Source organism: Pseudomonas sp. LBUM1649 (assembly GCF_059716155.1).
Genome location: NZ_CP166807.1, coordinates 6198571 through 6224697, shown reverse-complemented (window position 1 = coordinate 6224697; position 26127 = coordinate 6198571). Strand labels below are relative to the sequence as shown.

Below are 26127 nucleotides of genomic sequence, written 5' to 3'. Positions count from 1 at the left end.
CGTGGCGCATTGACGCCTCGGCTGGGGCGAGTCCATCCAATTACATGGGATTTGTGTAGGAGCTGCCGCAGGCTGCGATCTTTTGATTTTAAAGCTTGTCGGCGACTTGCGGCACTTGTGGCAGCGCCGCGCCCTTGGGCCACAACATCCAGATTTGCCCTTGCTGCTTCATGTCTCCAGCCAGTTGCCCGGCCGCATCGCCGGTGCCCCAGAACAGATCCGCACGAACCTCGCCGGCAATTGCGCCGCCGGTGTCCTGGGCAGCCACTGGGCGTACCAGTGCAGTGCCGTCCGGTTTGGTGGTGGACAACCACAACAGGCTGCCCAGCGGAATCACCTTGCGATCCACCGCCGCGCTATAACCGGCCGTCAACGGCACGTTCAGCGAGCCGCGCGGCCCTTCGTTGCTATCCGGGTTCTGGGTGAAAAACACATAGCTTGGGTTGCTGCCGAGCAGTTCTGGAATGCGCGAAGGATTGGCCTTGGCCCAGCTGCTGATCGCACCCATGGTCACGTCTTCTTTCTTCAATTCGCCTTGCTCCACCAACCAACGCCCGATCGGTCGGTAGGGGTGGCCGTTCTGGTCGGCGTAAGCGATTCGCAGCTGACGACCGCTGTCGAGCTGGATACGACCCGAACCCTGGATTTGCAGGAACTGCAGGTTCATCGGATCAGTCAACCAGGCCACAACCGGAGCCTTGGCCCCATTGCTGCCGATGGTTGCGGCATCGTCGTAAGGCTTGAGCACGCGGCCTTCAAGTCGACCGCGCAGGCGTTTGCCTTTGAGTTCCGGGTAGATGCTTTCCAGCGAGACGATGATCATGTCTTCAGGCACGCCATACACCGGGATGTTCGCCGTTGCGGTTTGGGTCAGGCTGCCGGGGTAGACCGGTTCGTAGTAGCCAGTAATCAATCCGTTGGGATTGTCGTTGGCGGCGCGCAGGCCATAGACATCAAGGTTTTGCTTGAGGAAGCCGCGAATGTCGCTGGCGCTCTGCGGCACGTTGGTCGCTGCTGCGCAGGTGGTGCCCCAGACCGGGTCGGCCTTGAGTCGGGTGCAGGCGCTGCGCCAGGAGCCGAAACCGGCGACGAGGTCGGTGTCGGAGACCGCCGGCAATGCTTCCCAGGTGGCGCTGGAGTAGGTGGCCAGGGCGTGGGTCTTCGGTTGTTTGTCTTCACCGCCGGTGCAGCCCGCGAGCACGGCCACTATCGGAAGCGTCCAGGCCAGGGGGTGACACCAAGCCTTGAAACGGCTGTTCATGGGGTAATTCCTTTGTCGGTTGCCTGAGTGTCGCGTGCGCTCATGCAACCCGTATTGATAATAGGGGTGTTGGTGTTTGCCGGTGACGCGAGGATACTGGCCGACGTTTTCCGTGACCTGAAGCCACCATGACTCTTAAAAGACTTTCTGTTGTATTGCTGGCCTGCCTGACGCTTTGCGCTTGTGGCGGCGTCGACCCCAACTCGCCCCTCGGTCAGCGCAAGGCCATTTTCAAACAGATGCTCAAGACCGGCGAAGATTTGGGCGGCATGTTGCGTGGCCGTATTGCGTTCGATGGCCCCAGGTTCGCTGACGGCGCGGTGAAACTCGATGCGCTGTCCCGTGAGCCGTGGAAACATTTTCCGCAGGTGCGTGAAGAAGACCACACCAGCGCCAAGAGTGATGTCTGGGAGAAGCAGGCTCGCTTTGAGCAAATGGCTCGCTCCCTTGAAGCCGCCACCGGCGAGCTGGTGGTCGCCAGCCAGGTCCAACCCTACAAGGCCAGTAATCTGGGGCCGGCGGTGCAGAAGGTCGAAGATGCCTGCAGTGCGTGCCATAAAGAGTTTCGGGATCATTGACCTGTAGGCGCTACGGTGCGGCGATCCGACTTGCCGGCGAGGGGTCATGAGGTCGCTAAAAGCTTCGCTGGCAAGCCAGCTCCTACTTATCCAATTCATCCACCGCTTCCTGCAATTCCTTGCGGGATTCGGCGAGTTTGTCCTTGCGCGTGTTGATCTTCTCGGCGTCGCCTTTTTTCATGGCTTTATCGAGGTCGGCCTGACGCTTGCTGACTTCGTGCTTGGCGTCGAGCACCTTGTTTTCCCGTTCTTTCTTCAGCGAGGCATCGGTGCAATTTGCGCTGACTTCGCTCAAGGCTTTCTCCAGGCCGGCCTGCTGGTCGGCATTGCCGTGGGATTTGGCCAGTTCGATTTGATTGATGATGCCTTGCTTCTTGGCGGCGCAGCCGGTCAGGCCCGGGGCGTCCTCGACAGCCGCGATCAAGGAAGTGGCCATTACGCTGCAAAGGGTCAACAGGACCAGCGGTGGAAGAAATTTCATAAAAGCTCCAGGTGAAAAGGCATTCGTGTCGATGCAGCGATGGCATGTTTGAGCCCATCCGGACTTTAGGGTTCCCGGGCGCACGGGCATCACCGGAGCAAAAACTAAAAACCGCCTACGGCGGCCCGGCGCAGCGTTTCACTCAGGGCCAGGACCTGCGGATCGCGAAAAAAAGCGCTCAATTGCGCTGCACGCCCTGGTCCGATGTCGGGTTGGGCCTGCCATTGCTCGATGTCTCGTTGTGTCAGCTCCCGCCATGAATCGCCGAGGTGTGCCTGGCCGGTCGGCGGCATGCCCAGGGCTTTGAGCCAGCGGGCAAATGGGCGTTGCCGGGCACTGTTGAAACTATTCGCCAGCCGAGTAGCGCTGCGCTCGCCTAAACCGTCAATGTTAGCAAGCTCTTGAGCATCGAGGGTCAACCAATCCAACAGGCTGTTCAGGCGACCTGTTTCAAGAAGTTTTTCCCAAGTGCCGGGGCCGACATGGGGCAGAGCCAATCCGTGCTTGCCGCTGAGCCAGGTCAGGCGCGCGAGAAACTGGCTTTTACATCCTGGGGTCGGCTGCCAACAGCTCAATGGATGAAAGTCGGCAACCAGCGGTACGTTCATTTCAAGGCGTTCGGTACTGCGCAGCACAACGCCATCGAGCCTGGGAATGGTCAGCCCGGCCAGGCTGATGGCAACCTGATCGCCCGGTCGAATATCCAGCGTTTGCCAGCGTTGCAGGGAGCTCACGCTGACGCGCTTGATCTGCTGGTCATCAAGCGTCACCGGGGTCAACTCCAGCACGGGGGTGATCCGTCCTGTGCGGCCAATTTGGAAGTGCACCTTTCGCACCTGGGCCAGTGTCTGAGCGAAAGGATACTTCCAGGCAACGATCCAGTACGGCGCTTTTGCCTGCCAGCGCTCGGCAGGCGGGCGCTGCTCCTGGCGCAGGACAATCCCGTCGCTGGCAAATGGCAGGGGCGAGCGATACCAGTGATCACGCCAGCGCTCGACCTCGGCCAATGAAGTGATGACCTGGGTGTACGGTGCGGTGCCAGGAAAACCGAGTTTTTCCAGTTCCGCGATACGGGCCGGCACGCTCGACGGACCGTGTGGCCATTCCCAGGCAAATAGGCCGATCCCTTCGGCCTGCTCGACGGTCAACGTCTTGCGGGCCATCAAGCCGGCTACCGTGCCGCGGGCGTTGAGGCTCCCGGCGCTGGCTTGCACGTGGTCAGTCAAGCGCCAGTAGAGCTCACCCTGCACCACCAGGTCCCGTGGCTCTGACAGGCGTTGAGGAATGGCGCCAATCTGGCGGGCCGAGGCCGTCCAGTCCTGGCCATGCACACCGTCGCCGCGACTGATCGCCTGAGCCAGCAGGCCTTTGCGGTAGACCAGGGTCACCGCCACGCCGTCGACCTTGGGCTGGGCCCAGGCCTGCGCACGATCACGCAGCCAGTGTTCGACGGCGCCGCCGTCTGGCAGTTTTTCCAGGCCGGTATGCGGCACCGGGTGGGCCAGTGGGCCGGTGGCGGTGCGCAATGGATCGGTGGCCGTACCGAGACTGAAGCATAGGCGCCATTCGGTCAGTCGTGCGAAGGACTGATCGTAGAGTTCGTCGGCGATTAGCGAATGGCCTTCACGGTGGTAGCTGTCATCCCAGAGGTCGATTTGTTTTTGCAGCGCGGCGAGTTCTTGCGCGGCACGCTCGGGCGGCCAGGCGGGGCATTCGCCAGCAGCTGTGCCCAGGCACAGGCAGGTCAGGAGTAAGCCGGTCAGCAGGCGGGTCAGCATCGTAAGCTTCCTTGCTCGATGGAGGTGCCTGAAGGTTAGTCAGCGGCGGGCTGATGGGCTTGCAGCTGTTTTTCGGATTGTTTCTACCCATGAAAAAGCCCCGCTCGGCGAACCGTGCGGGGCTTTAGGTACCGCCGGGAAGTCTTACAGGCCGGCAGCGGTGCGCAGGTCGTCGGCGCGGTCGGTTTTTTCCCAGGTGAAGGTGGTGAAGGTGTCTTCGCCAACCGTCTTGGTCCCCGGGGTGCGACCGAAGTGGCCGTACGCAGCGGTTTCCTGGTACATCGGGTGCAGCAGGTCAAGCATGGTGGTGATTGCGTAAGGACGCAGGTCGAAAATTTCGCGGACCAGTTTGACGATCTTGTCATCGCTGATCTTGCCGGTGCCGAAGGTATTCAACGAGATCGAAGTCGGCTGGGCGACACCGATGGCGTAGGAGACCTGAATTTCGCAACGCTCCGCGAGGCCCGCAGCCACGATGTTCTTGGCCACGTAACGACCGGCATAGGCAGCCGAACGGTCAACCTTGGATGGATCTTTGCCGGAGAATGCGCCCCCGCCGTGACGGGCCATGCCGCCGTAGCTGTCGACGATGATCTTGCGGCCGGTCAGGCCACAATCGCCCACCGGGCCACCGATGATGAACTGGCCGGTCGGGTTGATATGGAACTGTGTGTCCTTGGACAGCAGCTCGGCAGGCAGGACGTGCTTGACGATCAGTTCCATCACGCCTTCGCGCAGGTCTGTGTACGACACTTCCGGGTTGTGCTGGGTCGACAGGACAACCGCGTCAATGCCGACAACCTTGCCGTTTTCGTAGCGGCAGGTCACTTGCGACTTGGCGTCCGGGCGCAGCCAAGGCAGCAGGCCGGATTTACGGGCTTCGGCCTGACGTTGCACAAGCTGGTGCGAGAAGGTGATCGGTGCAGGCATCAGCACGTCGGTTTCGTTGCTGGCGTAGCCGAACATCAGGCCCTGGTCGCCGGCGCCCTGATCTTCAGGCTTGGCACGGTCGACACCCTGGTTGATGTCAGGGGACTGCTTGCCGATGATGTTCATCACGCCGCAGGTCGCACCGTCGAAGCCGACGTTGGAGCTGGTGTAGCCGATGTTGGTGATGACGTCACGAACGATCTGCTCCAGGTCAACCCAGGCCGAGGTGGTGACTTCGCCAGCGATGATCGCCACGCCGGTTTTCACCAGAGTCTCGCACGCCACGCGGGCGAACTTGTCTTCAGCAATGATGGCGTCCAGCACCGCATCAGAAATCTGGTCGGCGATTTTGTCCGGATGCCCTTCAGACACGGACTCGGAGGTGAAAAGGGAGTATTCGCTCATCTCGATGTTTTCCTGAAATTACCGATGGTGAGTGTCGCCAGCCGACCGCTGAAAATGGCGGACCTGAATCTGGAAACCATTACGTAAGCCTACATAGAGGCTTTCTCCGGGGGCGAGCCCCGCAGCGGTGGCCCAACGGGCCAGATCGTCCTGTTCAAACCCCAGCCAGAGATCACCGCAGGCCTCCTTGGCCCAACTCTGGTTGTGGCTACATAACTCTGTCACCAGCAGGCTGCCACCTGGTTGCAGCAAATTGGCCATGTGCTTGAGCGCATCGGCCGGCGCGGCAAAGTGATGCAATACCATGTTCAGTACAACGCAATCGGCCTTGAGGCTGACGCCGTTCAGGGCATCGGCCAGTTGCAGCTTCACGTTAGTCAGCGAATCGCGTTCGCATACCTGACGCGCCAGTTCGAGCATGGCCTGGCTATTGTCCAGTGCCGTGACCTGGGTGAAACGGCGGGCCAGTTCCGGCAGGAATGCACCGTCGCCGGGGCCGACTTCGATCGCCGTGGCAGCGCTGCCGAAGCTCAGTTTGTCGAGCAGCGCCACCACGCTTTCGCGGTACTGCGCCAGGCCGGCGATCAAGTCTTGCTGGGCGCGAAATTTCTCGGCGACCCGTGAGAAAAAGTCCTGGCTGGCCGCCTCGCGTTGCTTGTGAACCTGAGTGATCCGCATCTGCACGTCGGCAGGCAAGGTCAGGTTGTCCACTTCTTCGAGCAAGGCCGCATGCAGTTTGCCTCCCCGCAACTCGGTGTGGGGCAGGGCGCGACGGTAGAAAATCGCATTGCCTTCACGGCGGGTTGCTACCAGATCGGCCTGGGCCAGCACCTTGAGGTGATGACTCATGCCCGATTGGCCGATGCCGAAGATCTGCGCCAACTCCAGTACGCCGAACGAATCGTTGGTCAGTGCGCGCAAGACATTCAGGCGCAGAGGGTCGCCGCCGGCCTTGCACAAGGCCGCCAGCTCATCACAATCGTCCTGGCGAATGGAAGGCGCGCGTAAATTCATAGGCCGGCAGTCTAGTCACGCACCGGAAGCACCGCAAGATCAATATCAAAAAGTTTTGATATTGATCGATAGATGGCACTTCTCACGATCTGGTTAACTCTACAAACCAACAGCGGAAAGGTTTCACCCGCCCAATCCGTCGTTAAGCGTTGGAAAAACGCCTTCAGATGACTTTCTGTCATTGCCCCGAGGCGTCCGTGTGAGGGAAAATGCTCGCCTTTTTTCCGTTTCATTTTTATCACTCTCGATTCAGAACCCGCAGGAGAACAGCGATGCCTAGCCGTCGTGAGCGTGCCAACGCCATTCGTGCCCTCAGCATGGATGCCGTGCAAAAAGCCAACAGCGGCCATCCCGGTGCCCCCATGGGTATGGCGGATATCGCCGAGGTGCTTTGGCGCGACTACCTCAAGCACAACCCGAGCAATCCATCGTTCGCCGACCGTGACCGCTTCGTGCTGTCCAATGGTCACGGCTCGATGTTGATCTACTCGCTGCTGCACCTGACCGGCTACGATTTGTCGATCGATGACCTGAAACAGTTCCGCCAGCTGCACAGCCGTACGCCTGGTCACCCGGAGCTCGGCTACACCCCGGGCGTCGAGACCACCACCGGTCCACTGGGCCAGGGCCTGGCCAATGCCGTGGGCTTTGCCCTGGCTGAGAAAGTCATGGCGGCACAGTTCAACCGTCCTGGCCACAATATCGTCGACCACCACACCTACGTGTTCCTGGGTGATGGCTGCATGATGGAAGGCATCTCCCACGAAGTCAGCTCCCTGGCCGGTACCCTGGGCCTGGGCAAACTGATTGCCTTCTACGACGACAACGGCATCTCCATCGACGGCGAAGTCGAAGGCTGGTTCACCGATGACACGCCAAAGCGCTTCGAATCGTACAACTGGCAAGTGATCCGCAACGTCGATGGTCATGACCCGGAAGAGATCAAGATCGCGATCGAGACGGCGCGCAAAAGCCCGCAGCCGACCCTGATCTGCTGCAAGACCACCATCGGCTTCGGTTCGCCGAACAAGCAAGGCAAGGAAGACTGCCACGGCGCCCCGCTGGGTGACGCGGAAATCGCCCTGACTCGCGCTGCGCTGAAGTGGAACCACGGCCCGTTCGAAATTCCGGCCGAAATCTATGCCCAATGGGATGCCAAGGAAGCCGGCCGCGCGGTCGAAGCCGAGTGGGACCAGCGTTTCGCTGCCTACTCCGCTGCGTTCCCGACCGAAGCCAACGAACTGGTACGTCGTCTGAGCGGCGAACTGCCGGCAGACTTCAGCGAAAAAGCCGCGGCCTACATCGCCGAAGTGGCGGCCAAGGGTGAAACCATCGCCAGCCGTAAAGCCAGCCAGAACGCCCTGAACGCGTTCGGCCCGCTGCTGCCTGAGTTCCTCGGCGGTTCGGCTGACCTGGCCGGCTCCAACCTGACCCTGTGGAAAGGCTGCAAAGGCGTCACCGCCGAAGACGCCAGCGGCAACTACATGTACTACGGCGTGCGCGAATTCGGCATGACCGCGATCATGAACGGCGTTGCCCTGCACGGCGGCCTGGTGCCTTACGGCGCGACCTTCCTGATGTTCATGGAATACGCGCGCAACGCGGTGCGCATGTCGGCCCTGATGAAGCAGCGCGTGATCCACGTCTACACCCACGACTCCATCGGTCTGGGCGAAGACGGCCCGACTCACCAGCCAATCGAGCAGTTGGCCAGCCTGCGCTGCACGCCGAACCTCGACACCTGGCGTCCGGCCGATGCCGTTGAATCGGCGGTATGCTGGAAATATGCGCTGGAGCGTAAAGACGGTCCTTCGGCCCTGATCTTCTCGCGTCAGAACCTGCAGCACCAAACCCGTGATGCCGGCCAGATTGCCGACATCAGCCGCGGTGGCTACGTGCTCAAGGACTGTGCAGGCGAGCCTGAGCTGATCCTGATCGCCACCGGTTCCGAAGTGGGCCTGGCCGTTCAGGCCTTCGACAAACTGACCGAACAGGGCCGCAAGGTGCGTGTGGTTTCCATGCCTTGCACCAGCGTGTTCGACGCCCAGGACGCCGGCTACAAGCAATCGGTTCTGCCGCTGCAGGTCAGCGCCCGTATCGCCATCGAAGCTTCCCACGCGGACTACTGGTACAAGTATGTCGGCCTGGAAGGTCGCGTGATCGGCATGACCACCTACGGCGAGTCGGCGCCTGCGCCTGCCTTGTTCGAAGAGTTCGGCTTCACCCTGGAAAACATCCTGGGTCAGGCTGAAGAGCTGCTGGAAGACTAAAGCACAGCGCGGTGGTCTCACGACCACCGCGGTCCCTTGTAGGAGCGAGCATGCTCGCGATGGTCGTTAACGATAACGCTGGGTGCCTGAATGCCCGCGTTGTCTGGGCCACCATCGCGAGCATGCTCGCTCCTACAGGGATGTGTGTTGTTAACGAGAATTCGTTTGCCTGCGTCTATCGAGAACCCCCATGCCTCAACCGCGTCCCTACAAAGTTGCACTCAACGGCTACGGCCGGATTGGTCGTTGCGTCTTGCGTGCGCTGTTTGAACGAGGCTCGACGGCTGGGTTCGAGATTGTCGCGATCAACGATCTGGCCGACATGGCCAGTATTGAGTACCTGACACGCTTCGACTCCACCCACGGGCGTTTTCCCGGTGAAGTGAAAGTCGATGGCGATTGTCTGCATATAAATGGCGACTGCGTGAAGGTCTTGCGCAGTGCCACTCCCGAAGGCATCGATTGGGCGTCGTTGGGCGTCGATCTGGTGCTGGAATGCTCCGGCGCTTACCACACTCGCGAAGACGGTCAGCGGTTTCTCGACGCCGGCGCCCCGCGCGTGCTGTTTTCCCAGCCGATGGCCAGCGAGGCGGATGTCGACGCCACCATCGTCTACGGCGTGAACCAGGATTGCCTGACTGGCGATGAGTTGCTGGTGTCCAACGCCTCCTGCACGACCAACTGCGGCGTGCCGTTGTTGCGATTGCTGGATCAGGCCATCGGTCTTGAGTACGTGTCGATTACCACCATCCATTCGGCAATGAACGACCAGCCGGTGATCGACGCCTATCATCATGAAGACCTGCGCCGCACCCGTTCGGCGTTTCAGTCGGTGATTCCGGTGTCCACTGGTCTGGCGCGAGGCATTGAACGCTTGCTGCCGGAACTTGCCGGGCGAATTCAGGCCAAAGCCGTACGTGTGCCGACGGTTAACGTGTCTTGCCTCGACATCACGATGCAGACCGTTAGCGACACCGACGCCACCGAGGTCAACCGGATCCTGCGCGAGGCTGCCACCAGTGGCCCGCTCAAAGGCCTTCTGGCCTACACCGAGTTGCCCCACGCAAGCTGTGATTTCAACCACGACCCACATTCGGCGATCGTCGATGCCAGTCAGACTCGAGTTTCCGGCCCAAGGCTGGTGAACATCCTGGCCTGGTTCGACAACGAATGGGGTTTTGCCAACCGAATGCTGGATGTTGCGGAACACTATCTGCACACAGCCTCAACAAAACCTGCTCTCTAAGAACAGCTACTCAGGAAATGCGACCCATGACCGTGTTGAAGATGTCCGACCTCGATCTGCAAGGTAAGCGCGTACTGATTCGCGAAGACCTCAACGTCCCAGTCAAGGACGGTGCTGTCACCAGCGATGCGCGAATCCTGGCTTCGCTGCCGACCATCAAGCTGGCCCTGGAAAAAGGCGCGGCCGTGATGGTTTGCTCGCACCTTGGCCGTCCGACCGAAGGCGAATTCTCGGCCGAGAACAGCCTCAAGCCAGTGGCTGACTACCTGAGCAAGGCCCTGGGCCGCGAAGTGCCTTTGGTGGCTGACTACCTGGGCGGCGTCGACGTAAAAGCCGGCGACATCGTGCTGTTTGAAAACGTGCGCTTCAACAAGGGCGAAAAGAAGAACGCTGACGACCTGGCCAAGCAATACGCGGCCCTGTGCGACGTGTTCGTGATGGACGCCTTCGGCACCGCGCACCGCGCCGAGGGTTCGACCCACGGCGTGGCCAAGTTCGCCAAGGTTGCCGCCGCGGGGCCGCTGCTCGCCGCCGAACTGGACGCGCTGGGCAAGGCCTTGGGCGCACCGGCCCAGCCGATGGCCGCCATCGTGGCCGGTTCCAAGGTATCGACCAAGCTTGACGTACTTAACAGCCTGAGCCAGATCTGCAACCAGTTGATCGTTGGCGGCGGTATCGCCAACACCTTCCTGGCGGCTGCCGGTCACCCGGTCGGCAAATCGCTGTACGAGCCGGATTTGCTGGACACCGCTCGCGCCATCGCCGCCAAAGTCAGCGTGCCGCTGCCGGTGGACGTAGTGGTTGCCAAGGAATTCGCTGAAAGCGCGACGGCCACTGTAAAGTTGATCGCCGATGTTGCCGCCGACGACATGATTCTCGACATCGGCCCGCAGACGGCGGCGAACTTCGCCGAACTGTTGAAATCGTCCAAGACTATCCTGTGGAACGGTCCGGTTGGCGTGTTTGAATTCGACCAGTTTGGTAACGGCACCAAAGTGCTGGCCCAGGCCATCGCGGATAGCGCGGCATTCTCCATTGCTGGCGGCGGCGACACCCTGGCGGCCATCGATAAATATGGCGTCGCCGAGCAAATCTCCTACATTTCTACCGGCGGCGGCGCGTTCCTGGAGTTCGTCGAAGGCAAGGTGTTGCCGGCCGTTGAAGTCCTGGAAAGCCGGGCCAAGGCCTGAGGGTCGCCCGTTTGACCAGGCAAGGGAGTGTTCAAATGGTCAAGACCTTAGCGCTGTTGATCGTCGCGGGATCGCTGGCGGCTTGCGGGAGTAACCCCAAAGCCACGCCGGAACCCGCGCCGTCAGCGCCCCGGAACGGTTGCTATCAAGCCGACTGGCAGGCGGAAACCAACCCGGTGCTCAACAAGCGTTCCGGGCCTGATGGCCTGGACAAATACGAGACACAGACCCCCGCCAAGGAACATGGTTGTCCTTGACGGGTCTGACTCTTTACTCAGGGCTGGCGGTATCTGCCGTCAGTCGAGGGACACGGATGAAAGGCTTTATCGCCATTACGGCGCTGGCATTGCTGGGCGGGTGCGCCAACTGGAACCCGTTCCAGTCGTCCGCCCCGGCGGATGACTGGACCACCTGGACCTGCGACAGCCAGGCCAAGGTGGTTTGGCGCTACACCGACGACAGCCTTGGGGAAGTCGACGTGCGCCTGGGTGGGGCCGATCAGGTCCATCGCCTGAAGCAAGAGCCGGGCGCGTCGGGTTCGCTGTACAGCGACAACATGCTGGCGTTTCACATAAAAGGTGAGGAAGGCCTGGTCTACTGGGTCGCCACCAATGATTTGATTGGCCGTGGCTGTAAGGCGCAATAAACGGACTGTGCTGTACCTGTAGGAGCGAGCATGCTCGCGATGGTCGTTAACGATAACGCTGGGCGCCTGAATGCCCGCGTTGTCTGGGCCACCATCGCGAGCATGCTCGCTCCTACAGGGGGGCCGGCGTTCAGTACTGATGCAACACCGAATTCGCAGCCCGGACCAACCCCCGATCTGCAATAACTTGAATAGCCGCCGCCGCTACGGCAGGCTGGCACGATTAACGACCCAAACCGGGAGAGACACACACAATGGCACTTATCAGCATGCGCCAGATGTTGGACCACGCAGCCGAGTTCGGCTACGGCGTTCCAGCCTTCAACGTCAACAACCTTGAGCAGATGCGCGCCATCATGGAAGCCGCTGACAAGACTGACTCCCCGGTGATCGTCCAGGCTTCGGCCGGTGCTCGCAAATACGCCGGCGCACCGTTCCTGCGTCACCTGATCCTGGCAGCCATCGAAGAATTCCCGCACATCCCGGTGTGCATGCATCAGGACCACGGCACCAGCCCTGACGTCTGCCAGCGCTCCATCCAGCTGGGCTTCAGCTCGGTGATGATGGACGGTTCCCTGGGTGAAGACGGCAAGACCCCGACCGACTACGACTACAACGTACGCGTCACCCAACAAACCGTGGCCATGGCTCACGCCTGCGGCGTATCGGTAGAAGGCGAGCTGGGTTGCCTGGGTTCGCTGGAAACCGGCATGGCCGGTGAAGAAGACGGTATCGGCGCCGAAGGCGTTCTGGATCACAGCCAGATGCTGACCGACCCGGAAGAAGCCGCCGACTTCGTCAAACGTACCCAGGTCGATGCCCTGGCCATCGCCATTGGCACCAGCCACGGCGCCTACAAGTTCACCAAACCGCCTACCGGCGACGTATTGGCGATCGACCGCATCAAGGAAATCCACAAGCGCATTCCGAACACTCACCTGGTCATGCACGGTTCGTCTTCGGTTCCGCAAGAGTGGCTGGCGATCATCAACCAGTACGGCGGCGACATCAAAGAAACCTACGGCGTACCGGTTGAAGAAATCGTCGAAGGCATCAAGCACGGCGTGCGCAAGGTCAACATCGACACCGACCTGCGTCTGGCGTCCACCGGCGCCATGCGTCGCCTGATGGCCACCAACCCGAGCGAGTTCGACCCACGTAAATTCTTCGGCGCCACCGTGACTGCCATGCGCGACGTGTGCATCGCCCGTTACGAAGCCTTCGGTACCGCAGGCAACGCTTCGAAGATCAAGCCGATCTCCCTGGAAGCGATGTTCCAGCGTTATCTGAAAGGTGAGTTGAACGCCAAGGTCAACTAAGCCTTCAGCTTGGGATCACCTTACTAGGCCGCCGGTAATTTTACTGGCGGTTGACGAAAAATGCCCTTGTCGCAAAGACAAGGGCATTTTTTTATGCGCGTGGAATGTCGTACGCAAATACCATGTTCTAATGTTGCGAGTTTGTTAATTGTAGTTATGAAATAATTATTATTATTTAGGGCTTTGAAATAACTTGTCAAAACTGATAGTGGACAAGTTTTGTTTTGGTGTTCAATATTTGAGTTCAATTAAATATATGGAGTTTATAAATTGAACTACTTAAGGTTTGATACTAATACTACTAAGAAACACTTTTGGAGCCGTGGAGTGGTTTCGTTGGGCTTTCTGAGTGTCATTGCCTTTACCGGCAATGTTAGTGCGGCTGATGAAATGTGCCCGCAAGTCAGTCAGATCATGGCACAGCCAATTACCCCGGAGCGCGGTTTCACCTACGCAGCCAACGCTATCAGAGGGGGCTGGAAAGGCGAGCACCCGGGCGCGACCGAGTCTTACCTGGATAAGGTGCAGTTTACTTCGGCAGCTATTCGGTCGCTATCGATTTCATCACTCATGGATGAGGGTTTTATTTATGTTTTCTCGTAAATATTTTAAATGTTTAAGCTCTTGTGTTCTTTCGATGTGTCTATTTATGGCTTTTACAGCTAATGCTGCGGACGGTGTGTTTACTGCGTCGATTGACAGCAAAGGGAAAGTTTTAGCGCAGTCCGCCGAGTGGATCAACAGCGTGAAGCACTATCCGCAGCCGGGATACTTTTCTGATTACGAAATAGTTTTGAAGGCAGGGGTATTTGAGCGTGATCCGGGCTTTTGTGCTGTATCTGTAACGGATCTTAGCTCTTACGACGATATTTTTTCTGCTCATGCGAAATTGGCCGGTACCCCTACGAGCAAGATTGTAAAAGTGATAACCCAGTTAATAGGTGATACTGCAAAAGAGACGGAAACATCAAAGAGTTTCATGCTGATGTGCGTTCGTTAGAAGGAAAGTGGGCGTGTTACGCAGTTTTTGTTGCGCAGGGCTTACCCCCTCGCAACAAGGTCGCGCTCAGTGGGTGAGGGGCTATTTATCGTGATCAATATCCAGCTTGCTGAACGTCACTTTCCCGCCCTCACTGGTGTACCCGGTGTTGTCCTGCACATACACCCCAGCCTTGAAGTACAACGGCTTGTCCCGCCACGTCGCGCTGATTTTGGGCAGTGCCGCTTCTAGCTCGCTGAGGTCGGCAGTGCGCAATGAAAGGCGCAGATCGTCCTACAAAACTGTCGATGGAGTGCTCGACTTTGTGTAAGTGTTCATTTGCAAGCGCCGCGCTCACTTGTCGTGATATCCGGTTTGCTGAACGTTATTAAAAAGCGAGATTTCTGACAAATTCTATATCAAGTATGTGGAGCGTCTGAGTGTGTGGGTCGCTATATACGCGTTTTCCCTTGAGTGATTCATAACGTCGGTTAATAGCTTCGAGCATAAAATATCCAGATCGTGCGTTGTGGTCACGGGTGTTTGACCCGGCAAAGTAAATGTCGGTTTGAGCACCGTTCGCATTTCTGAAGCGATAGTCCCCGACCAACACGTAATCAATCACGCCAATGCGTAAAGTACCTGTCATGGCGCCGCTTCTATCAATGCTCGAAGTGATGTTCAATTCGTAAGGAGTTCCTGCTTTATCAGTGGCGCTGTAGGCGGCAGTGATGTAGCCCAACATGTTGACGTCTTCCTTAACACTCATGGAGCCTTCTTCCTTGGTATGATCTGGAGACTAGGAGAACTATGTTTTAGGTTGCTGCCCAAGAATAATTTCGAGGTGGCGAATATTCACCTGTTATAAATGACAGGTATTTATTCGATGTTGTTATATAGGTTCGAATTTTAGGTAATAAGCCTTTAGCGTTTGAATTGCATGAAAAACTCGCCGCGAGGAGGTTTTTTTGTAATGCGCCAGGCATGGCGCGTAGGGCCGTGACTGGCGCTGTTCGGCTCATTATGGTGATTAGTCGGACGAAAGGTGATTGAAATGTCCGCTATAGAGGACATAATCTGTTTATTACGCTTAAAAGTCCGATATAGGTAACATTATGCTTATCCTGAATCCACCGGCACTTGGCGAGAGAATACGCGTGCTGCGTCGCGCCAAAGGCTTCAGTCAAGAACAGCTCGCGGACAAGGCCCACTGTAATCGCAAAACGATCATTGACCTCGAAGCCGGGGAGAACGTGGCGATCTACACCCTGTTCAGAGCTATTTCGGCACTGGGCATGGCGCTCGAAATTGTCGACAAACGAATAGATCTCAAATCTCTCTCTGATTTGGTAGAGCGTGATGAGTAAGGTCAAACTGCTCAACGTGATGACCCCACAAGGACAGTCGGGCGCGCTTTCCAGGGGGTCTCAGTTCTCGTATGCCTATACGTCTGCCGAGGCGCAGCGTGAAGTCTCTCTGGTCATGCCCTATGACCCGACACCCTCGGTCAGCAACGTTTTGCATCCGATATTCGATATGAACGTGCCTGAAGGATTTCTGGCTGACCAGATCAAGCGTCGCATGGCCAAGCACATGCAGGTGGATGAGATGCGCCTGTTGTCGGTCATAGGCGGGAATCAGATCGGACGCCTCACTTATCAAAATCCGACAGAGGCACCAGCCTCCGTCAGGGCTCAGGTAGGGCTACAAGAGATCTTGTCTTCCAATGCATCGCAAGGTGTCTTCGACTTCCTTGTTGATACTTATTTCGAGTCGGGTATTTCGGGTGTGCAGCCCAAAGTACTGGTGCCGGATCTGGACAAACTGGGTGGCGGTCGAAAAACCATGCTCAGTTCCGACCTGATCGTTAAGTCGGGAGCTAACGAGTATGCACATCTCGCTCAGAACGAATATCTCTGCCTGGAAGCCGCTCGTCTTGCCGGCCTTGAAACACCGCCATTCTGGCTTTCTGAAAGTGGTGATCTGTTTGTGATGGAGCGGTTCGACCTGACAGCGTCCGGTCGGCTTGGGTTTGAAGACATGGCAGTTTTGCTGAGTCTCAACAAGGACCCTCATGATAACTACAAGTACTCCCAAAGCTATGAGACGCTGGCGGCTGTCATTGGTCAGGTATGCCGGTACGGCGAACCGGTCCGTGAACTTGAACGGTTTTTCTCCTCAGTCTGTCTGTCGGTCATGGTTCGCAATGGCGATGCACATCTGAAGAATTTCGGCGTGATCTATACCCATCCCGACGCGCTGGAGTCCGTATGCTTGGCCCCTGTTTTTGATGTGACCACCACAACGGTTTACGAGAACTACAACCCCAAGTCCGGACAGTCATTGGTTGATCGCACCTTGGCCATCAAGATGAACAAAGTAAAAACCTACCCTGACCGGCAGCAGTTGATTGAATTTGGTCGCAAGCATTGTTCGGTTAACAGGCCGGAGTTGATCATTGAGCGGATCGCTGAAGCAATGACTGGGGCGCTGTCGACCAATCAACACCGCATAGACAGTGAGCTCTTTTCGGATATGCAGACTGAATGGGATGCGGGACGACTGATGGCGCTGAATAAGTCGATAACACCGGGACTTAGGCGCAAACCTGTTGTAGTCGACGTGAATAAGCGGGTTACATAGTCGACGTTGCCCCTGGTTTTATATTGTCCGCGAGGCTATTTAAGGGCGTCGCTTGTCCTGGGATTCATTCCCGCGTGAGCGGGAACGAACCGATCAGAAGTGCTTTTTACTTATCGTGATCAATATCCAGCTTGCTGAATGTCACCTTACCGCCCTCACTGGTGTACCCAGTGTTGTCCTGCACATACACCCCGGCCTTGAAGTACAGCGGCTTGTCGCGCCAGGTGGCACTGATGTTGGTGTCCCACTGGTAACCCGCCGCGCTGACGCCCAGTGCGCCGCCGGGGCTCAAGTGAATGAGGTAGTTGAATTCACTATTGAGCTTGATCCCGGTGGCAAGGGTGATGACCCGTCCTTCGGCGTCGTCGGGGTGCATGCGCACTTTGATGACGAGGTTGCCGGTCTCGGTTTTTGTTTTGTATTGGTATTCGAGTTTGACCATCGGCTTCTGGCTGTTATAGGCGTGGATCTGCCCGATCACGATCTTGCCCGAGCTCGGGACCTGGTTCACCGCCAAGGTGGCGTGAAGCAAGTTGTCGGCATCCGGGTAGTACCAGTTGCGCAGCGTGCCGTTGCTATAGGTTTCCCGCAGTTCAGTGCGGGGGTAGATCGCGTTCTCAGTGCGCGAGCCGGTTACTGGTGACCAGAAAAACAATGTACCCGTGTCAGAATGGAAGTATTGATCCTTGAAGCCGTCCACCAGTTTTGAGGTTTCAACAGTGTATGGCGGGCTGCCGACAGGAACACTGAGGTTCCAGGTTGCGAGGTCGATCATAGTCAAAGCTTCCGCGATTTATTGCTGCACGCACGTACCAATGGCTCTAGCACGTACCTTTGGGGTCGGTCTTTATAAGCGTAGCGGGCAATTTTGTTAACGCCCGCCGGGCAGTTAAATGGCGTCAACATCCTGTCGAAATGCCATCCTTCCCGGTTTTAGCGGGCTGCGTGGCTGACCGTTAGTCGGCTAATGACGCTTCAGTCGAATGATGGCGCTCTGACACCTTCTGCTTTCCCAGATCCCGGTCTAGAGTGAAGGCACAGTATCTGTCCGGTTTTCACGAGAAGTCGGCCTGACATCCAGACCTAGAGAAGCAGCATGGAATGCGCGCACCCAATGCCAGCTGAAGGCCATTCAACCCTGTTGATCGTCGATGATTACCCTGAAAACCTGGTCAGCATGCGCGCATTGCTGCAGCGCCAGGATTGGCAGGTCATCACCGCTGCCTCCGGTTTCGAGGCGCTCGGGCTGTTGCTTGAACACGATGTCGACCTGGTGTTGCTGGATGTGCAGATGCCAGGCATGGACGGTTTCGAAGTGGCGCGCCTGATGCGCGGCAGCCAACGGACGCGTCTGACACCAATCATTTTCCTGACCGCCAACGAACAGTCCCAGGATGCCGTGATCAAGGGTTACGCCAGTGGCGCGGTGGATTACCTGTTCAAACCCTTCGACCCGCAGATTCTCAAGCCCAAGGTCCAGGCGCTGCTGGAACATCAGCGTAATCGCCGGGCATTGCAGCGCCTGAGTCATGACCTGGAGGTCGCTCGCGCGTTCAACGCCTCGGTGCTGGACAACGCTGCCGAAGGCATCCTGGTGGTCGGCGAGGACGGTCTGATCCGTTTTGCCAACCCGGCGATGTCGCGACTGCTCAACGCTACGGTGCAGGAACTGCAGGGCAAGGAGTTCCTGGATTTTCTGCAAAAACCCCACATACCGGTCTGGGCCGATTCTGACCTGTTGACCGTTTACAAGCGCGGCGAGACCTTGCGCCTGCACGACGCATTGCTGCGTACCGCCCCCGGGCAACAGGTGCCGGTGGCACTGTCTTGCGCGCCACTGCCCTCGGACCAGCACGCGATGGTCGTGACAGTGCTGGACATGTCTGTGGTGCGCCACCTGCATCAGCAACTCGAATTCCAGGCGGTCACCGATCCGCTGACCGGGCTACTCAACCGTCGCGGCTTTTACCAGACCGTGGAAAACCTGCTGTTGCGCGGCGAACGTTCCGACAGCGCCTGGGTCCTGTTATACCTGGACCTCGACGGCTTCAAGCGGGTCAACGATTCTCTCGGTCACGATGCCGGCGATCGGGTATTGCGCTGGGTGTCCGAACAGTTGAAGGCCTGCCTGCGCCCGTTCGATATCCTGGCACGCATGGGCGGCGATGAATTCACGGCGCTGCTGGACCTGGAGTTTCCCGAGCAAGCGGCCAAAATTGCGGAAAAGCTCATCGAGAGGGTGTCGATCTGCCAGCAAATAGACGGTCTGGATATCGTCCTCGGTGCCAGTATTGGCATCGCCACGTTTCCCGATTGTGGCGCCAATCTCGACGGCTTGCTGCGCGCGTCCGACATCGCCATGTACGAAGCCAAGCGCGCCGGTCGTCAACAGTATCGGTTTTACGATCACGAAATGAACGGTCGGGCCCGTTCGCGGCTGATGCTCGAAGAAAGCGTGCGCACGGCCATCGAGAACCGTGATTTCAATCTCGTGTATCAGCCGCAGGTGTCTGTTGCCGATGGGCGGACTCGCGGGTTCGAGGCGTTGCTGCGCTGGCAGCACCCGAGCGTCGGCGACGTTCCGCCAGGATTGTTTTTGCCGCTGCTGGAAGAGGCGCGGTTGATCAGCCGCCTGGGCAGCTGGATCTACCAGCGTAGTGCCGGGCAGCGCAAAGCCTGGGAGACCTTGTTTGCCGAGGATCTGGTGGTGAGCGTCAGTTTGAGCGGTACCCAGTTTGCCATGCCCAATCTGGTCAACGAGTTGCGCCAGGTCGTGGAGCGACATGGTTTGAAGCCGCGTCACCTGGAAGTCGAGGTGACGGAAGCGGCCTTGATGCACAATCCTGAGGAAACCCGTAAACAGCTGCGTTTGCTGCGCAATCTGGGGGTTCGGGTGGCGCTGGATGATTTCGGCTCCGGCCCGTGTTCGCTGTCCCAATTGCGCGATCTGGAACTGGATACGCTCAAGCTCGACCGCCATCTGATCAGCCGTCTTCCTGAGTCCTCAAGGGACGCGGCCCTGGTGCGCAATGTGATCGACCTGTGCAAAGAGTACGGGATGCTGGTGATCGCCGAAGGGGTCGAAACCCTGGCGCAATACCAGTGGCTGCAAGCCAATGGCTGTGAATATGTGCAAGGTTTTCTGGTAGCCCGGCCGATGATGGCCGAAGACACCGAGTACTTTGTGCAGCCCTTCGACTGGGGCGCGCTGACCCGCTGAATTCGCTACACTGGCGACCTTTTCGTGATTCGTGTTGCCGCCCAGATGACCGCGTTGAAATACCTCCAGGCTTATCCGGCTACCTTGCAGGACCAGGTGCGACAGTTGATCGCCGACGGCCGGCTGGGCGATTACCTGAGCCAGCGCTACCCGCAACAGCATGCTGTGCAGAGCGACAAGGCGCTGTACACCTATGCGCTGGACCTCAAGCAGGAATACCTGCGTAACGCCCCGTCCATCGACAAAGTACTCTTCGACAACCGTCTGGACCTGACCCATCGTGCACTTGGCCTGCACACCACCATCTCCCGGGTGCAAGGCGGCAAGCTCAAGGCCAAGAAAGAAATCCGCATTGCCTCATTGTTCAAGGAGGCACCGTCGGAGTTTCTGAAAATGATCGTGGTGCATGAGTTGGCGCACTTCAAGGAGTCCGACCACAACAAGGCGTTCTACAAACTTTGCGAGCACATGTTGCCCGGGTATCACCAGGTGGAATTCGATGTGCGGGTGTACCTGACCTGGCGCGACCTGCAATGAAAAGGTCAAAAGATCGCAGCCTTCGGCAGCTCCTACAGGGTCCAGTGTAGGAGCTGCCGAAGGCTGCGATCTTTTGACCTTCCGATGAACAAGGAGCGCATGGATGGACGTAAGCAAGACCAAGAGCAGCTTCTACCGCCGCTTGTACGTGGCGTACCTGATCGACAGCGGTTTGGCCAGCAGCGTTCCGGCATTGACCGAAGTCACCGGTATGCCCCGGCGCACGGCCCAGGACACCATCGCCGCCCTGGCGGATCTGGATATCGTTTGCGAGTTCGAGCAGGAAGAGGGCGGACGAAACCATGCCGGGCGCTATCGGATTCGCGGGTGGGGGGCGATTGATCGCGGGTGGATCGAGCATAATCTTCGGCAGATCAAGGCGGTGCTGGAGTATCCCTGAGTTTCTGCGGTGATTGATCCGACGCTTTCGCGAGCAAGCCCGCTCCCACAGGGGAATGCAATTCAAATGTGGGAGCGAGCTTGCTCGCGAAGAGGCCCTTACAGACGACGCATACCTATATGTGGAATGCCATCCTCGACGTATTCCTCGCCCGCCACTTCAAAACCGTACCGCCCGTAATACCCCTGTAAATGCGCCTGGGCCGAGAGATAGACCGGCATCTCAGGCCAGCGCTTTTCAATCTGCTTCAGCGCCTGGGCCATCATCTCATGCCCCAGCCCGGTGCCTCGCGCCTGTGGCGCAATGATCACGCGCCCGATCACTACGTCACCGCCCTGTAGCTCGGGATCAAGCAAGCGCAGGTAGGCTACCAGCCGATCTTCGTCCCAGGCCATCAAATGGCAGGTGTCGCCCTCGAGGTCCTGGCCATCGATGTCCTGATAGATGCATTTCTGCTCCACGACGAACACCTCGGCGCGCAGTTGCAAAATGGCATACAGCTGCTCTTTGCCCAGATCGCTGTGGTGTTTGCAGATCCAGTTGATTGTCATGTGCCGATTCCCTGAAAACGTTCTTGTGATACTAGGCGCCTCGACGATAGATGTCTTTATGGCGTAGAACTCTGTGCCAAAGACCAAAATGCCATCATTCATTTAGCGCGACGCTGCCTTCTTTGTGTAATCTGAAATCAAGCGATGTGCAGTGCTGCAACGAGCTGACATTGAGTGCCTGGGGGTGCCGGTACGGGGTCTTGGCGTTTTGGCTGAAAACACGTCGGGCAACCCGCCCGCTAAGGATTTTCTGGCATGCCGCGATTGCGTCGAGCCTTTGCTTTGATTGGATTGCTGTTGCTGACTGAAACTGTGGCAGCAGAAAAGTTGCGGCTGGTGGCGGATGCCTGGCCACCCTTTACCGACGCCACGCTATACAACGGCGGGTTGGCCACGGATATTGTCAGTACCGCCTTGGCGCGGGCCGGCTATGCCAGTGATTTCCAGCAGGTGCCCTGGGCGCGGGCGTTGCTGGGGGTGGGCGAGGGCCGCTATGACGTTCTGGTCAATGCCTGGTTCGATGAGGAGCGCACAAGGCTCGGTCAGTTTTCGGGCGAGTACCTGGTCAATCGCGTGCGCTTTCTCAAGCGTAAGGATGCACCCATCGAATTCAGCAATTTGCAGCAGCTATACACCTATCCGATTGCGGTGGTGCGTGGTTACGCCTATTCACCCGCCTTCGATCAAGATGTGTCATTGCAGAAGATTCCGGTACACAACTTCGCCATGGCTGTGCGCATGGTCGCTGCCGACAGGGTCAAGCTGACCCTGGAAGACGAATACGTCGCTCGTTACTACCTGGCCCGCGAGTCACCCAAGGTCCGCAATGCCGTGGAGTTCTTGCCCAAGCCGCTGAGCGAGAACGGCCTGCACATCCTGGTCAGCCTGAAAAATCCGCAGCATGAGCAGATCGTCGCCGGTTTTGACCGCGCCATTGCGGCAATGAAGGCCGACGGCAGTTATGCGCGGCTGATGAAGCGACACGGTATGTAAGGTGTGGCTGATGGCCCAGACACCACCCCTCTCAATCCTCGCTCGTGTCCTTGATCAAATGCGCCGCCAGCGTGCGCAACGGCCCCAATTGCCGGCAGATCAACGCCAGTTGTGTCTGTACCAATCGCTGGCCCTCGTCGATTTCATCGGGCATCTGCTCGAGCGTGTTGGCCAGCGCTTCCTCCTCATCGCTCTGAATGGCAACGGCGGATTTACTCGCCAGGCCTTGGGCAATTTCATCGATGCTGGCGGCCAGTTTCACCCCTGCGCCTTCGATCAGATGTTCGCGTACATCCTGCGGTAGTTGGGTTTCCCGGTGTGCACCGAGCCCGGACAAATAACTGAGCAAGGTGTGAGACAGCACCAGGAAGCGGAACCCGACATCCGCTTCCTTACGGAAATGTCCCGGCTCCATCAGCATGTTGGCCAGGGTGGTCGACAGTGCCGCGTCGGCGTTGTGTGCGTTGCGCCGCGCCAGGCGATACGCCAGGTCGTCGCTTTTTCCGGCCGCGTATTGCTGCATGATCTGGCGCAGGTAAATGCTGTTACAGGTCAGGGTGTTGGCCAGTACTTTGTTCAGGCGCCGACCCTGCCAGTCCGGGAGGAACAGGAACACCGCCAGCCCGGCGATCAGGCTGCCGAGCAGGGTATCGAACAGGCGAGGCAGGAGCAGCCCGTAACCGTCGCCCACCTGGTTGAAGCAGAACAGCACCATCAGGGTGATCGCCGCCGTCGCCAACGTGTAGCGCGTGGTGCGGTTGGTAAAGAACACCACCCCGGCAGCAATCGCGAAACACGACTGGATCAGCGGGTTCGGGAACAGGTCGAACAGTGCCCAGGCCAGGGTCAGGCCGATCGCTGTGCCGATGATCCGCTGGCCGAGCTTGCGCCTTGTTGCACCGTAGTTCGGTTGGCAGACAAACAGCGTCGTGAGGATGATCCAATAACCCTGGGACGGGTGGATCAAATGCACCATGGCGTAGCCGATGCTCAAGGCCAGGGGCAAGCGCAGGGCATGGCGGAACAGCAGCGACGTCGGCGTCAGCTGCGTGCGCAAGCGTACCCAGACATCCTTTAAATTGCGCGGCGAGCGGTCGAGCAGGCTGCTGTCGGTGGCGTCGGCCAGGGTGTCGGGGTTGCTGGCATCGCTGAGCAGGCGGTCGAGTGTGCCCAGGTTGGTTGCCAGTGCCCGCAGTGAGCGCAGCAGCCCGCGCCAGGCGGGATTGCTCTGGATGCGCAGGTGTTCGAGGGAGGCGTGCAGGTCGCCGAGGGCTTCGGCGAAACTCGCGTCATAGGTGAACGGCTGGCGCATCTGGATCGATTCGGCCAGAGCGCGGCAGGCCTTGCCTTGCTGGCGCAGCAAGCGCTGACAGCGGAACAGCACGTCGCTGTGGAAGAACGCTTCGGCCAGGGCGTTGTAAGGGTAGTGCGAGGAACTGGCGCGTTCGTGGATGTCCTGGGCGAGGAAGTACAGCTTCAGGTAGCGGCTGACTTTCGAGCCGGGGCGCCCGTTGCCGACCCGGTGCAGGATGATTTCCTTGGCCGCGTTCAGTGCGGCGACGACGCGGCCGTTCTGCTGGGCCAGTTCCAGTCGACGGGCTTGCACGTCCATCTGGCGGATCGGCTCGAACAACGACGATTTCAACTTCAGGTAAAAACCCAGTTCCCGGAACAGCCGCGCCAGGCTTTGCTGCACCGGCTGGTTGGAAAACAACGCCTGCCACAGCACTGACAGCAACCCGTACCAGGCCGCACCGGCCACCAGCAGCACCGGCTCATGCCAGAAATCGGTGACCGCGCCGCCGCGCTGATCGACGCCGATCATGGTGTAGACCGAAAGAATCAGCGTCGCCGAGGCAATCGCCCCATAACGCTCGCCAAGGGCGCCGAGCATGGTCAGGCAGAAGGCGGCCAGGGCGAAGGCGATGATAAAGAGAATGGGGTAGGGGAACAGCAGTTCGACCGACAGCGCGGCGACTGCGAAACACACCAGCGTCACCGCCAGCGCGTTGAGGCGCCCCTGCCAGCTGTCATCGGTTTCGGCCAGGGCGCTGGCGATAATCCCCAGGAACAACGGGATCAGCAGCCCCATTTCATCCTGAGACCAGCACAACGCCATGGTGCCGGTCAGGGCGATGAATACCCGCACGCTGTAGCTGAATTTATCCAGCGCCCAAAGGCGGCGCAGAGACTGACGGAACGAAGTCGATGACATGAAGTGCGAGGGCCTTCCGAGGCAATGACGCTAAATTGAGCCAGTAATGACGCCGACGCAATGGCGGCGATCACATCTGACAGCAAAATCTGTTCCTTCCTGAACAAACACCATTCTTGTAGGAGCAAAGCTTGCTCGCGATGGCGGTATGACATTCACCAGTATTGTTGAATGTTAATCCCCTATCGCGAGCAAGCTTTGCTCCTACAGGGGGGCATCACGATACGCGGTGTGTCAGACGTACTGCGCGGCGGCGTAGCCGGAGGCCCAGGCCCACTGGAAGTTGAAACCGCCCAGATGCCCGGTGACATCAAGCACTTCACCGATAAAGTACAACCCAGGGCTTTTAAGCGATTCCATGGTCTTGGACGACACCTCGTTGGTATCGACGCCGCCCAGCGTCACTTCGGCCGTGCGATAGCCTTCGGTACCGGCCGGCACGACTTTCCAGCTCGCCAGTTTTTCGGCGATGTCGGCCAGCTCCGCGTGGGTGTATTGCTTCATTGGTTTGGAAACGAACCAGTTGTCCGCCAGCAGGTTGGCCATCTTCTTGGTGAAAATTTCCCCGAGCAGGGTTTTCAGTTCACTGTTGGGACGTTCAGCTTGTTGCTGTTGCAGCCAGCCAGGCACGTCGTGGTCTGGCATCAGGTTGATTTCAACCGTGTCGCCGGATTCCCAGAACGAAGAAATCTGCAAGATTGCCGGGCCGCTGAGGCCGCGGTGGGTGAACAGAATGTTCTCGCGGAAGCTCTGATCATTGCAGCTGACCAGACAATCGACCGAGGTGCCGGACAACTCGGTGCACAGCTCCTTGAGTTGATCGGTGATGGTGAACGGCACCAGCCCGGCGCGGGTAGGCAGCAGTTCATGGCCGAATTGCCTGGCCACTTGATAGCCGAAACCGGTGGCGCCCAGGGTCGGAATCGACAAACCGCCAGTGGCGATCACCAGGGATTCGCAGGTGATCTGGCCCATGGTGGTGTCCAGCAAATAGCCCTTCTCGAGCTTCTCGATGGTCTGGATCGAGGTATCCAGGTGCAGGCTGACGCCGACCTGATTGCACTCATCGAGCAACATTTCGAGGATGTCGCTGGACTTGTTATCGCAGAACAGTTGGCCAAGCTTTTTCTCGTGGTACGGCACGCCGTGCTTGGCCACCATGCCAATGAAATCCCACTGCGTGTAGCGCGCAAGAGCGGATTTGCAGAAGTGGGCGTTCTGCGAGAGGAAATTGCCAGGTTCCGTGTACATGTTGGTGAAATTGCAGCGGCCACCGCCCGACATCAGGATTTTCTTGCCGGCCTTGTTGGCGTGGTCGAGTAGCAGCACCTTGCGTCCGCGCCCGGCGGCGGTCAGTGCACACATCAACCCTGCGGCGCCAGCGCCAATGATCACGACTTCGGTAGAGCGCAAAACGGTGTCCTCTAAATGTGTCACCACAAAACAGACCTGTAGGAGCGAGCATGCTCGC

General features: G+C 58.6%; 26 protein-coding genes and 1 pseudogene. 15 read left to right on the top strand and 12 right to left on the bottom strand.

The features are described 5' to 3' along the window. Positions 1-88 precede the first annotated feature (88 nt). A complete protein-coding gene (mltA, locus tag ACA058_RS28895; protein WP_497636949.1) occupies positions 89-1261 on the bottom strand; it encodes a murein transglycosylase A in 1173 nt (390 codons plus the stop codon). A gap of 128 nt (positions 1262-1389) precedes the next feature. Here mltA and ACA058_RS28890 point away from each other — a divergent pair, with 128 nt between their 5' ends. Then, positions 1390-1839, top strand: coding sequence for a c-type cytochrome (locus ACA058_RS28890; protein ID WP_497636948.1), 450 nt, complete (start codon positions 1390-1392; stop codon positions 1837-1839). Between the two features lie 82 nt (positions 1840-1921). Here ACA058_RS28890 and ACA058_RS28885 read toward each other — a convergent pair whose 3' ends face one another. From ACA058_RS28885 to ACA058_RS28865, 5 genes are all read right to left on the bottom strand, one after another. Further along, complete coding sequence (locus ACA058_RS28885) at positions 1922-2320, bottom strand: DUF1090 domain-containing protein (protein ID WP_497636947.1); 399 nt, start codon at positions 2318-2320, stop codon at positions 1922-1924. 104 nt (positions 2321-2424) lie between these two features. Beyond that, positions 2425-4098, bottom strand: coding sequence for an NAD-dependent DNA ligase LigB (ligB, locus tag ACA058_RS28880; protein ID WP_497636946.1), 1674 nt, complete (start codon positions 4096-4098; stop codon positions 2425-2427). 144 nt (positions 4099-4242) lie between these two features. Further along, positions 4243-5433: a methionine adenosyltransferase gene (metK, locus tag ACA058_RS28875; RefSeq protein WP_497636945.1), complete on the bottom strand. Its 1191-nt coding sequence runs from the start codon at positions 5431-5433 to the stop codon at positions 4243-4245. An 18-nt stretch (positions 5434-5451) separates the two neighbouring features. Then, the gene (locus ACA058_RS28870; protein ID WP_497636944.1) at positions 5452-6447 is read right to left on the bottom strand and encodes an ArsR/SmtB family transcription factor; all 996 of its coding nucleotides are present in this window, start codon (positions 6445-6447) and stop codon (positions 5452-5454) included. 11 nt (positions 6448-6458) lie between these two features. Beyond that, positions 6459-6680, bottom strand: coding sequence for a hypothetical protein (locus tag ACA058_RS28865; RefSeq protein WP_497636943.1), 222 nt, complete (start codon positions 6678-6680; stop codon positions 6459-6461). A 39-nt stretch (positions 6681-6719) separates the two neighbouring features. Here ACA058_RS28865 and tkt point away from each other — a divergent pair, with 39 nt between their 5' ends. From tkt to ACA058_RS28825, 8 genes are all read left to right on the top strand, one after another. Then, positions 6720-8717: a transketolase gene (gene tkt / locus ACA058_RS28860; RefSeq protein ID WP_497636942.1), complete on the top strand. Its 1998-nt coding sequence runs from the start codon at positions 6720-6722 to the stop codon at positions 8715-8717. A 190-nt stretch (positions 8718-8907) separates the two neighbouring features. After that, a complete protein-coding gene (gene epd, locus ACA058_RS28855) occupies positions 8908-9963 on the top strand; it encodes an erythrose-4-phosphate dehydrogenase (protein ID WP_497636941.1) in 1056 nt (351 codons plus the stop codon). 26 nt (positions 9964-9989) lie between these two features. Next, positions 9990-11153: a phosphoglycerate kinase gene (locus ACA058_RS28850; protein WP_497636940.1), complete on the top strand. Its 1164-nt coding sequence runs from the start codon at positions 9990-9992 to the stop codon at positions 11151-11153. 35 nt (positions 11154-11188) lie between these two features. Beyond that, a complete protein-coding gene (locus tag ACA058_RS28845; protein WP_497636939.1) occupies positions 11189-11410 on the top strand; it encodes a hypothetical protein in 222 nt (73 codons plus the stop codon). Between the two features lie 56 nt (positions 11411-11466). Next, the gene (locus tag ACA058_RS28840) at positions 11467-11799 is read left to right on the top strand and encodes an MliC family protein (protein ID WP_497636938.1); all 333 of its coding nucleotides are present in this window, start codon (positions 11467-11469) and stop codon (positions 11797-11799) included. A gap of 254 nt (positions 11800-12053) precedes the next feature. Further along, positions 12054-13118 (top strand): class II fructose-bisphosphate aldolase, encoded by a 1065-nt coding sequence (gene fba / locus ACA058_RS28835; protein ID WP_019694035.1) that lies wholly within the window; start codon positions 12054-12056, stop codon positions 13116-13118. 336 nt (positions 13119-13454) lie between these two features. Further along, positions 13455-13721: a hypothetical protein gene (locus tag ACA058_RS28830; RefSeq protein ID WP_497636937.1), complete on the top strand. Its 267-nt coding sequence runs from the start codon at positions 13455-13457 to the stop codon at positions 13719-13721. A 46-nt stretch (positions 13722-13767) separates the two neighbouring features. Further along, the gene (locus tag ACA058_RS28825; RefSeq protein ID WP_497636936.1) at positions 13768-14118 is read left to right on the top strand and encodes a hypothetical protein; all 351 of its coding nucleotides are present in this window, start codon (positions 13768-13770) and stop codon (positions 14116-14118) included. A gap of 81 nt (positions 14119-14199) precedes the next feature. Here ACA058_RS28825 and ACA058_RS28820 read toward each other — a convergent pair. Together ACA058_RS28820 and ACA058_RS28815 are read right to left on the bottom strand one after the other, a co-directional pair. Continuing rightward, positions 14200-14331 (bottom strand): annotated as a pseudogene (locus tag ACA058_RS28820) (polysaccharide lyase family 7 protein); the annotation flags it as partial. A 154-nt stretch (positions 14332-14485) separates the two neighbouring features. Next, positions 14486-14866: a hypothetical protein gene (locus ACA058_RS28815; protein ID WP_497636935.1), complete on the bottom strand. Its 381-nt coding sequence runs from the start codon at positions 14864-14866 to the stop codon at positions 14486-14488. Positions 14867-15212: 346 nt separating this feature from the next. Here ACA058_RS28815 and ACA058_RS28810 point away from each other — a divergent pair, with 346 nt between their 5' ends. After that, positions 15213-15464: a helix-turn-helix transcriptional regulator gene (locus tag ACA058_RS28810; protein WP_497636934.1), complete on the top strand. Its 252-nt coding sequence runs from the start codon at positions 15213-15215 to the stop codon at positions 15462-15464. Further along, positions 15457-16740, top strand: coding sequence for a type II toxin-antitoxin system HipA family toxin (locus ACA058_RS28805; RefSeq protein WP_497636933.1), 1284 nt, complete (start codon positions 15457-15459; stop codon positions 16738-16740). Before ACA058_RS28810 ends, ACA058_RS28805 begins: the two co-directional genes overlap by 8 nt. Positions 16741-16846: 106 nt before the next feature. Here ACA058_RS28805 and ACA058_RS28800 read toward each other — a convergent pair whose 3' ends face one another. Further along, complete coding sequence (locus ACA058_RS28800) at positions 16847-17515, bottom strand: polysaccharide lyase family 7 protein (protein WP_497636932.1); 669 nt, start codon at positions 17513-17515, stop codon at positions 16847-16849. A gap of 321 nt (positions 17516-17836) precedes the next feature. Here ACA058_RS28800 and ACA058_RS28795 point away from each other — a divergent pair, with 321 nt between their 5' ends. The 3 genes from ACA058_RS28795 to ACA058_RS28785 all read left to right on the top strand — a co-directional run bounded on the left by ACA058_RS28795 (position 17837) and on the right by ACA058_RS28785 (position 20897). After that, positions 17837-19960 (top strand): putative bifunctional diguanylate cyclase/phosphodiesterase, encoded by a 2124-nt coding sequence (locus ACA058_RS28795; protein ID WP_497636931.1) that lies wholly within the window; start codon positions 17837-17839, stop codon positions 19958-19960. Positions 19961-20005: 45 nt separating this feature from the next. Continuing rightward, complete coding sequence (locus ACA058_RS28790) at positions 20006-20497, top strand: M48 metallopeptidase family protein (protein ID WP_497640022.1); 492 nt, start codon at positions 20006-20008, stop codon at positions 20495-20497. 103 nt (positions 20498-20600) lie between these two features. Then, complete coding sequence (locus ACA058_RS28785) at positions 20601-20897, top strand: winged helix-turn-helix domain-containing protein (protein WP_497636930.1); 297 nt, start codon at positions 20601-20603, stop codon at positions 20895-20897. A gap of 98 nt (positions 20898-20995) precedes the next feature. Here the strand turns inward: ACA058_RS28785 and ACA058_RS28780 are convergent, their stop codons facing one another. Continuing rightward, positions 20996-21448 carry a GNAT family N-acetyltransferase gene (locus tag ACA058_RS28780; RefSeq protein ID WP_497636929.1) on the bottom strand — a complete coding sequence of 151 codons (453 nt, stop codon included), beginning with the start codon at positions 21446-21448 and terminating at the stop codon, positions 20996-20998. A 255-nt stretch (positions 21449-21703) separates the two neighbouring features. Between ACA058_RS28780 and ACA058_RS28775 the strand changes: the two genes are divergently transcribed. Further along, on the top strand, positions 21704-22441 hold the full coding sequence (locus tag ACA058_RS28775; RefSeq protein ID WP_497636928.1) for a substrate-binding periplasmic protein: 738 nt from the start codon (positions 21704-21706) through the stop codon (positions 22439-22441). Positions 22442-22472: 31 nt separating this feature from the next. Here ACA058_RS28775 and yccS read toward each other — a convergent pair whose 3' ends face one another. Both yccS and ACA058_RS28765 read right to left on the bottom strand, forming a co-directional pair. Then, positions 22473-24656 carry a YccS family putative transporter gene (yccS, locus tag ACA058_RS28770; protein WP_497636927.1) on the bottom strand — a complete coding sequence of 728 codons (2184 nt, stop codon included), beginning with the start codon at positions 24654-24656 and terminating at the stop codon, positions 22473-22475. Between the two features lie 234 nt (positions 24657-24890). Then, positions 24891-26069: a BaiN/RdsA family NAD(P)/FAD-dependent oxidoreductase gene (locus ACA058_RS28765; RefSeq protein WP_497636926.1), complete on the bottom strand. Its 1179-nt coding sequence runs from the start codon at positions 26067-26069 to the stop codon at positions 24891-24893. Positions 26070-26127: the final 58 nt, after the last annotated feature.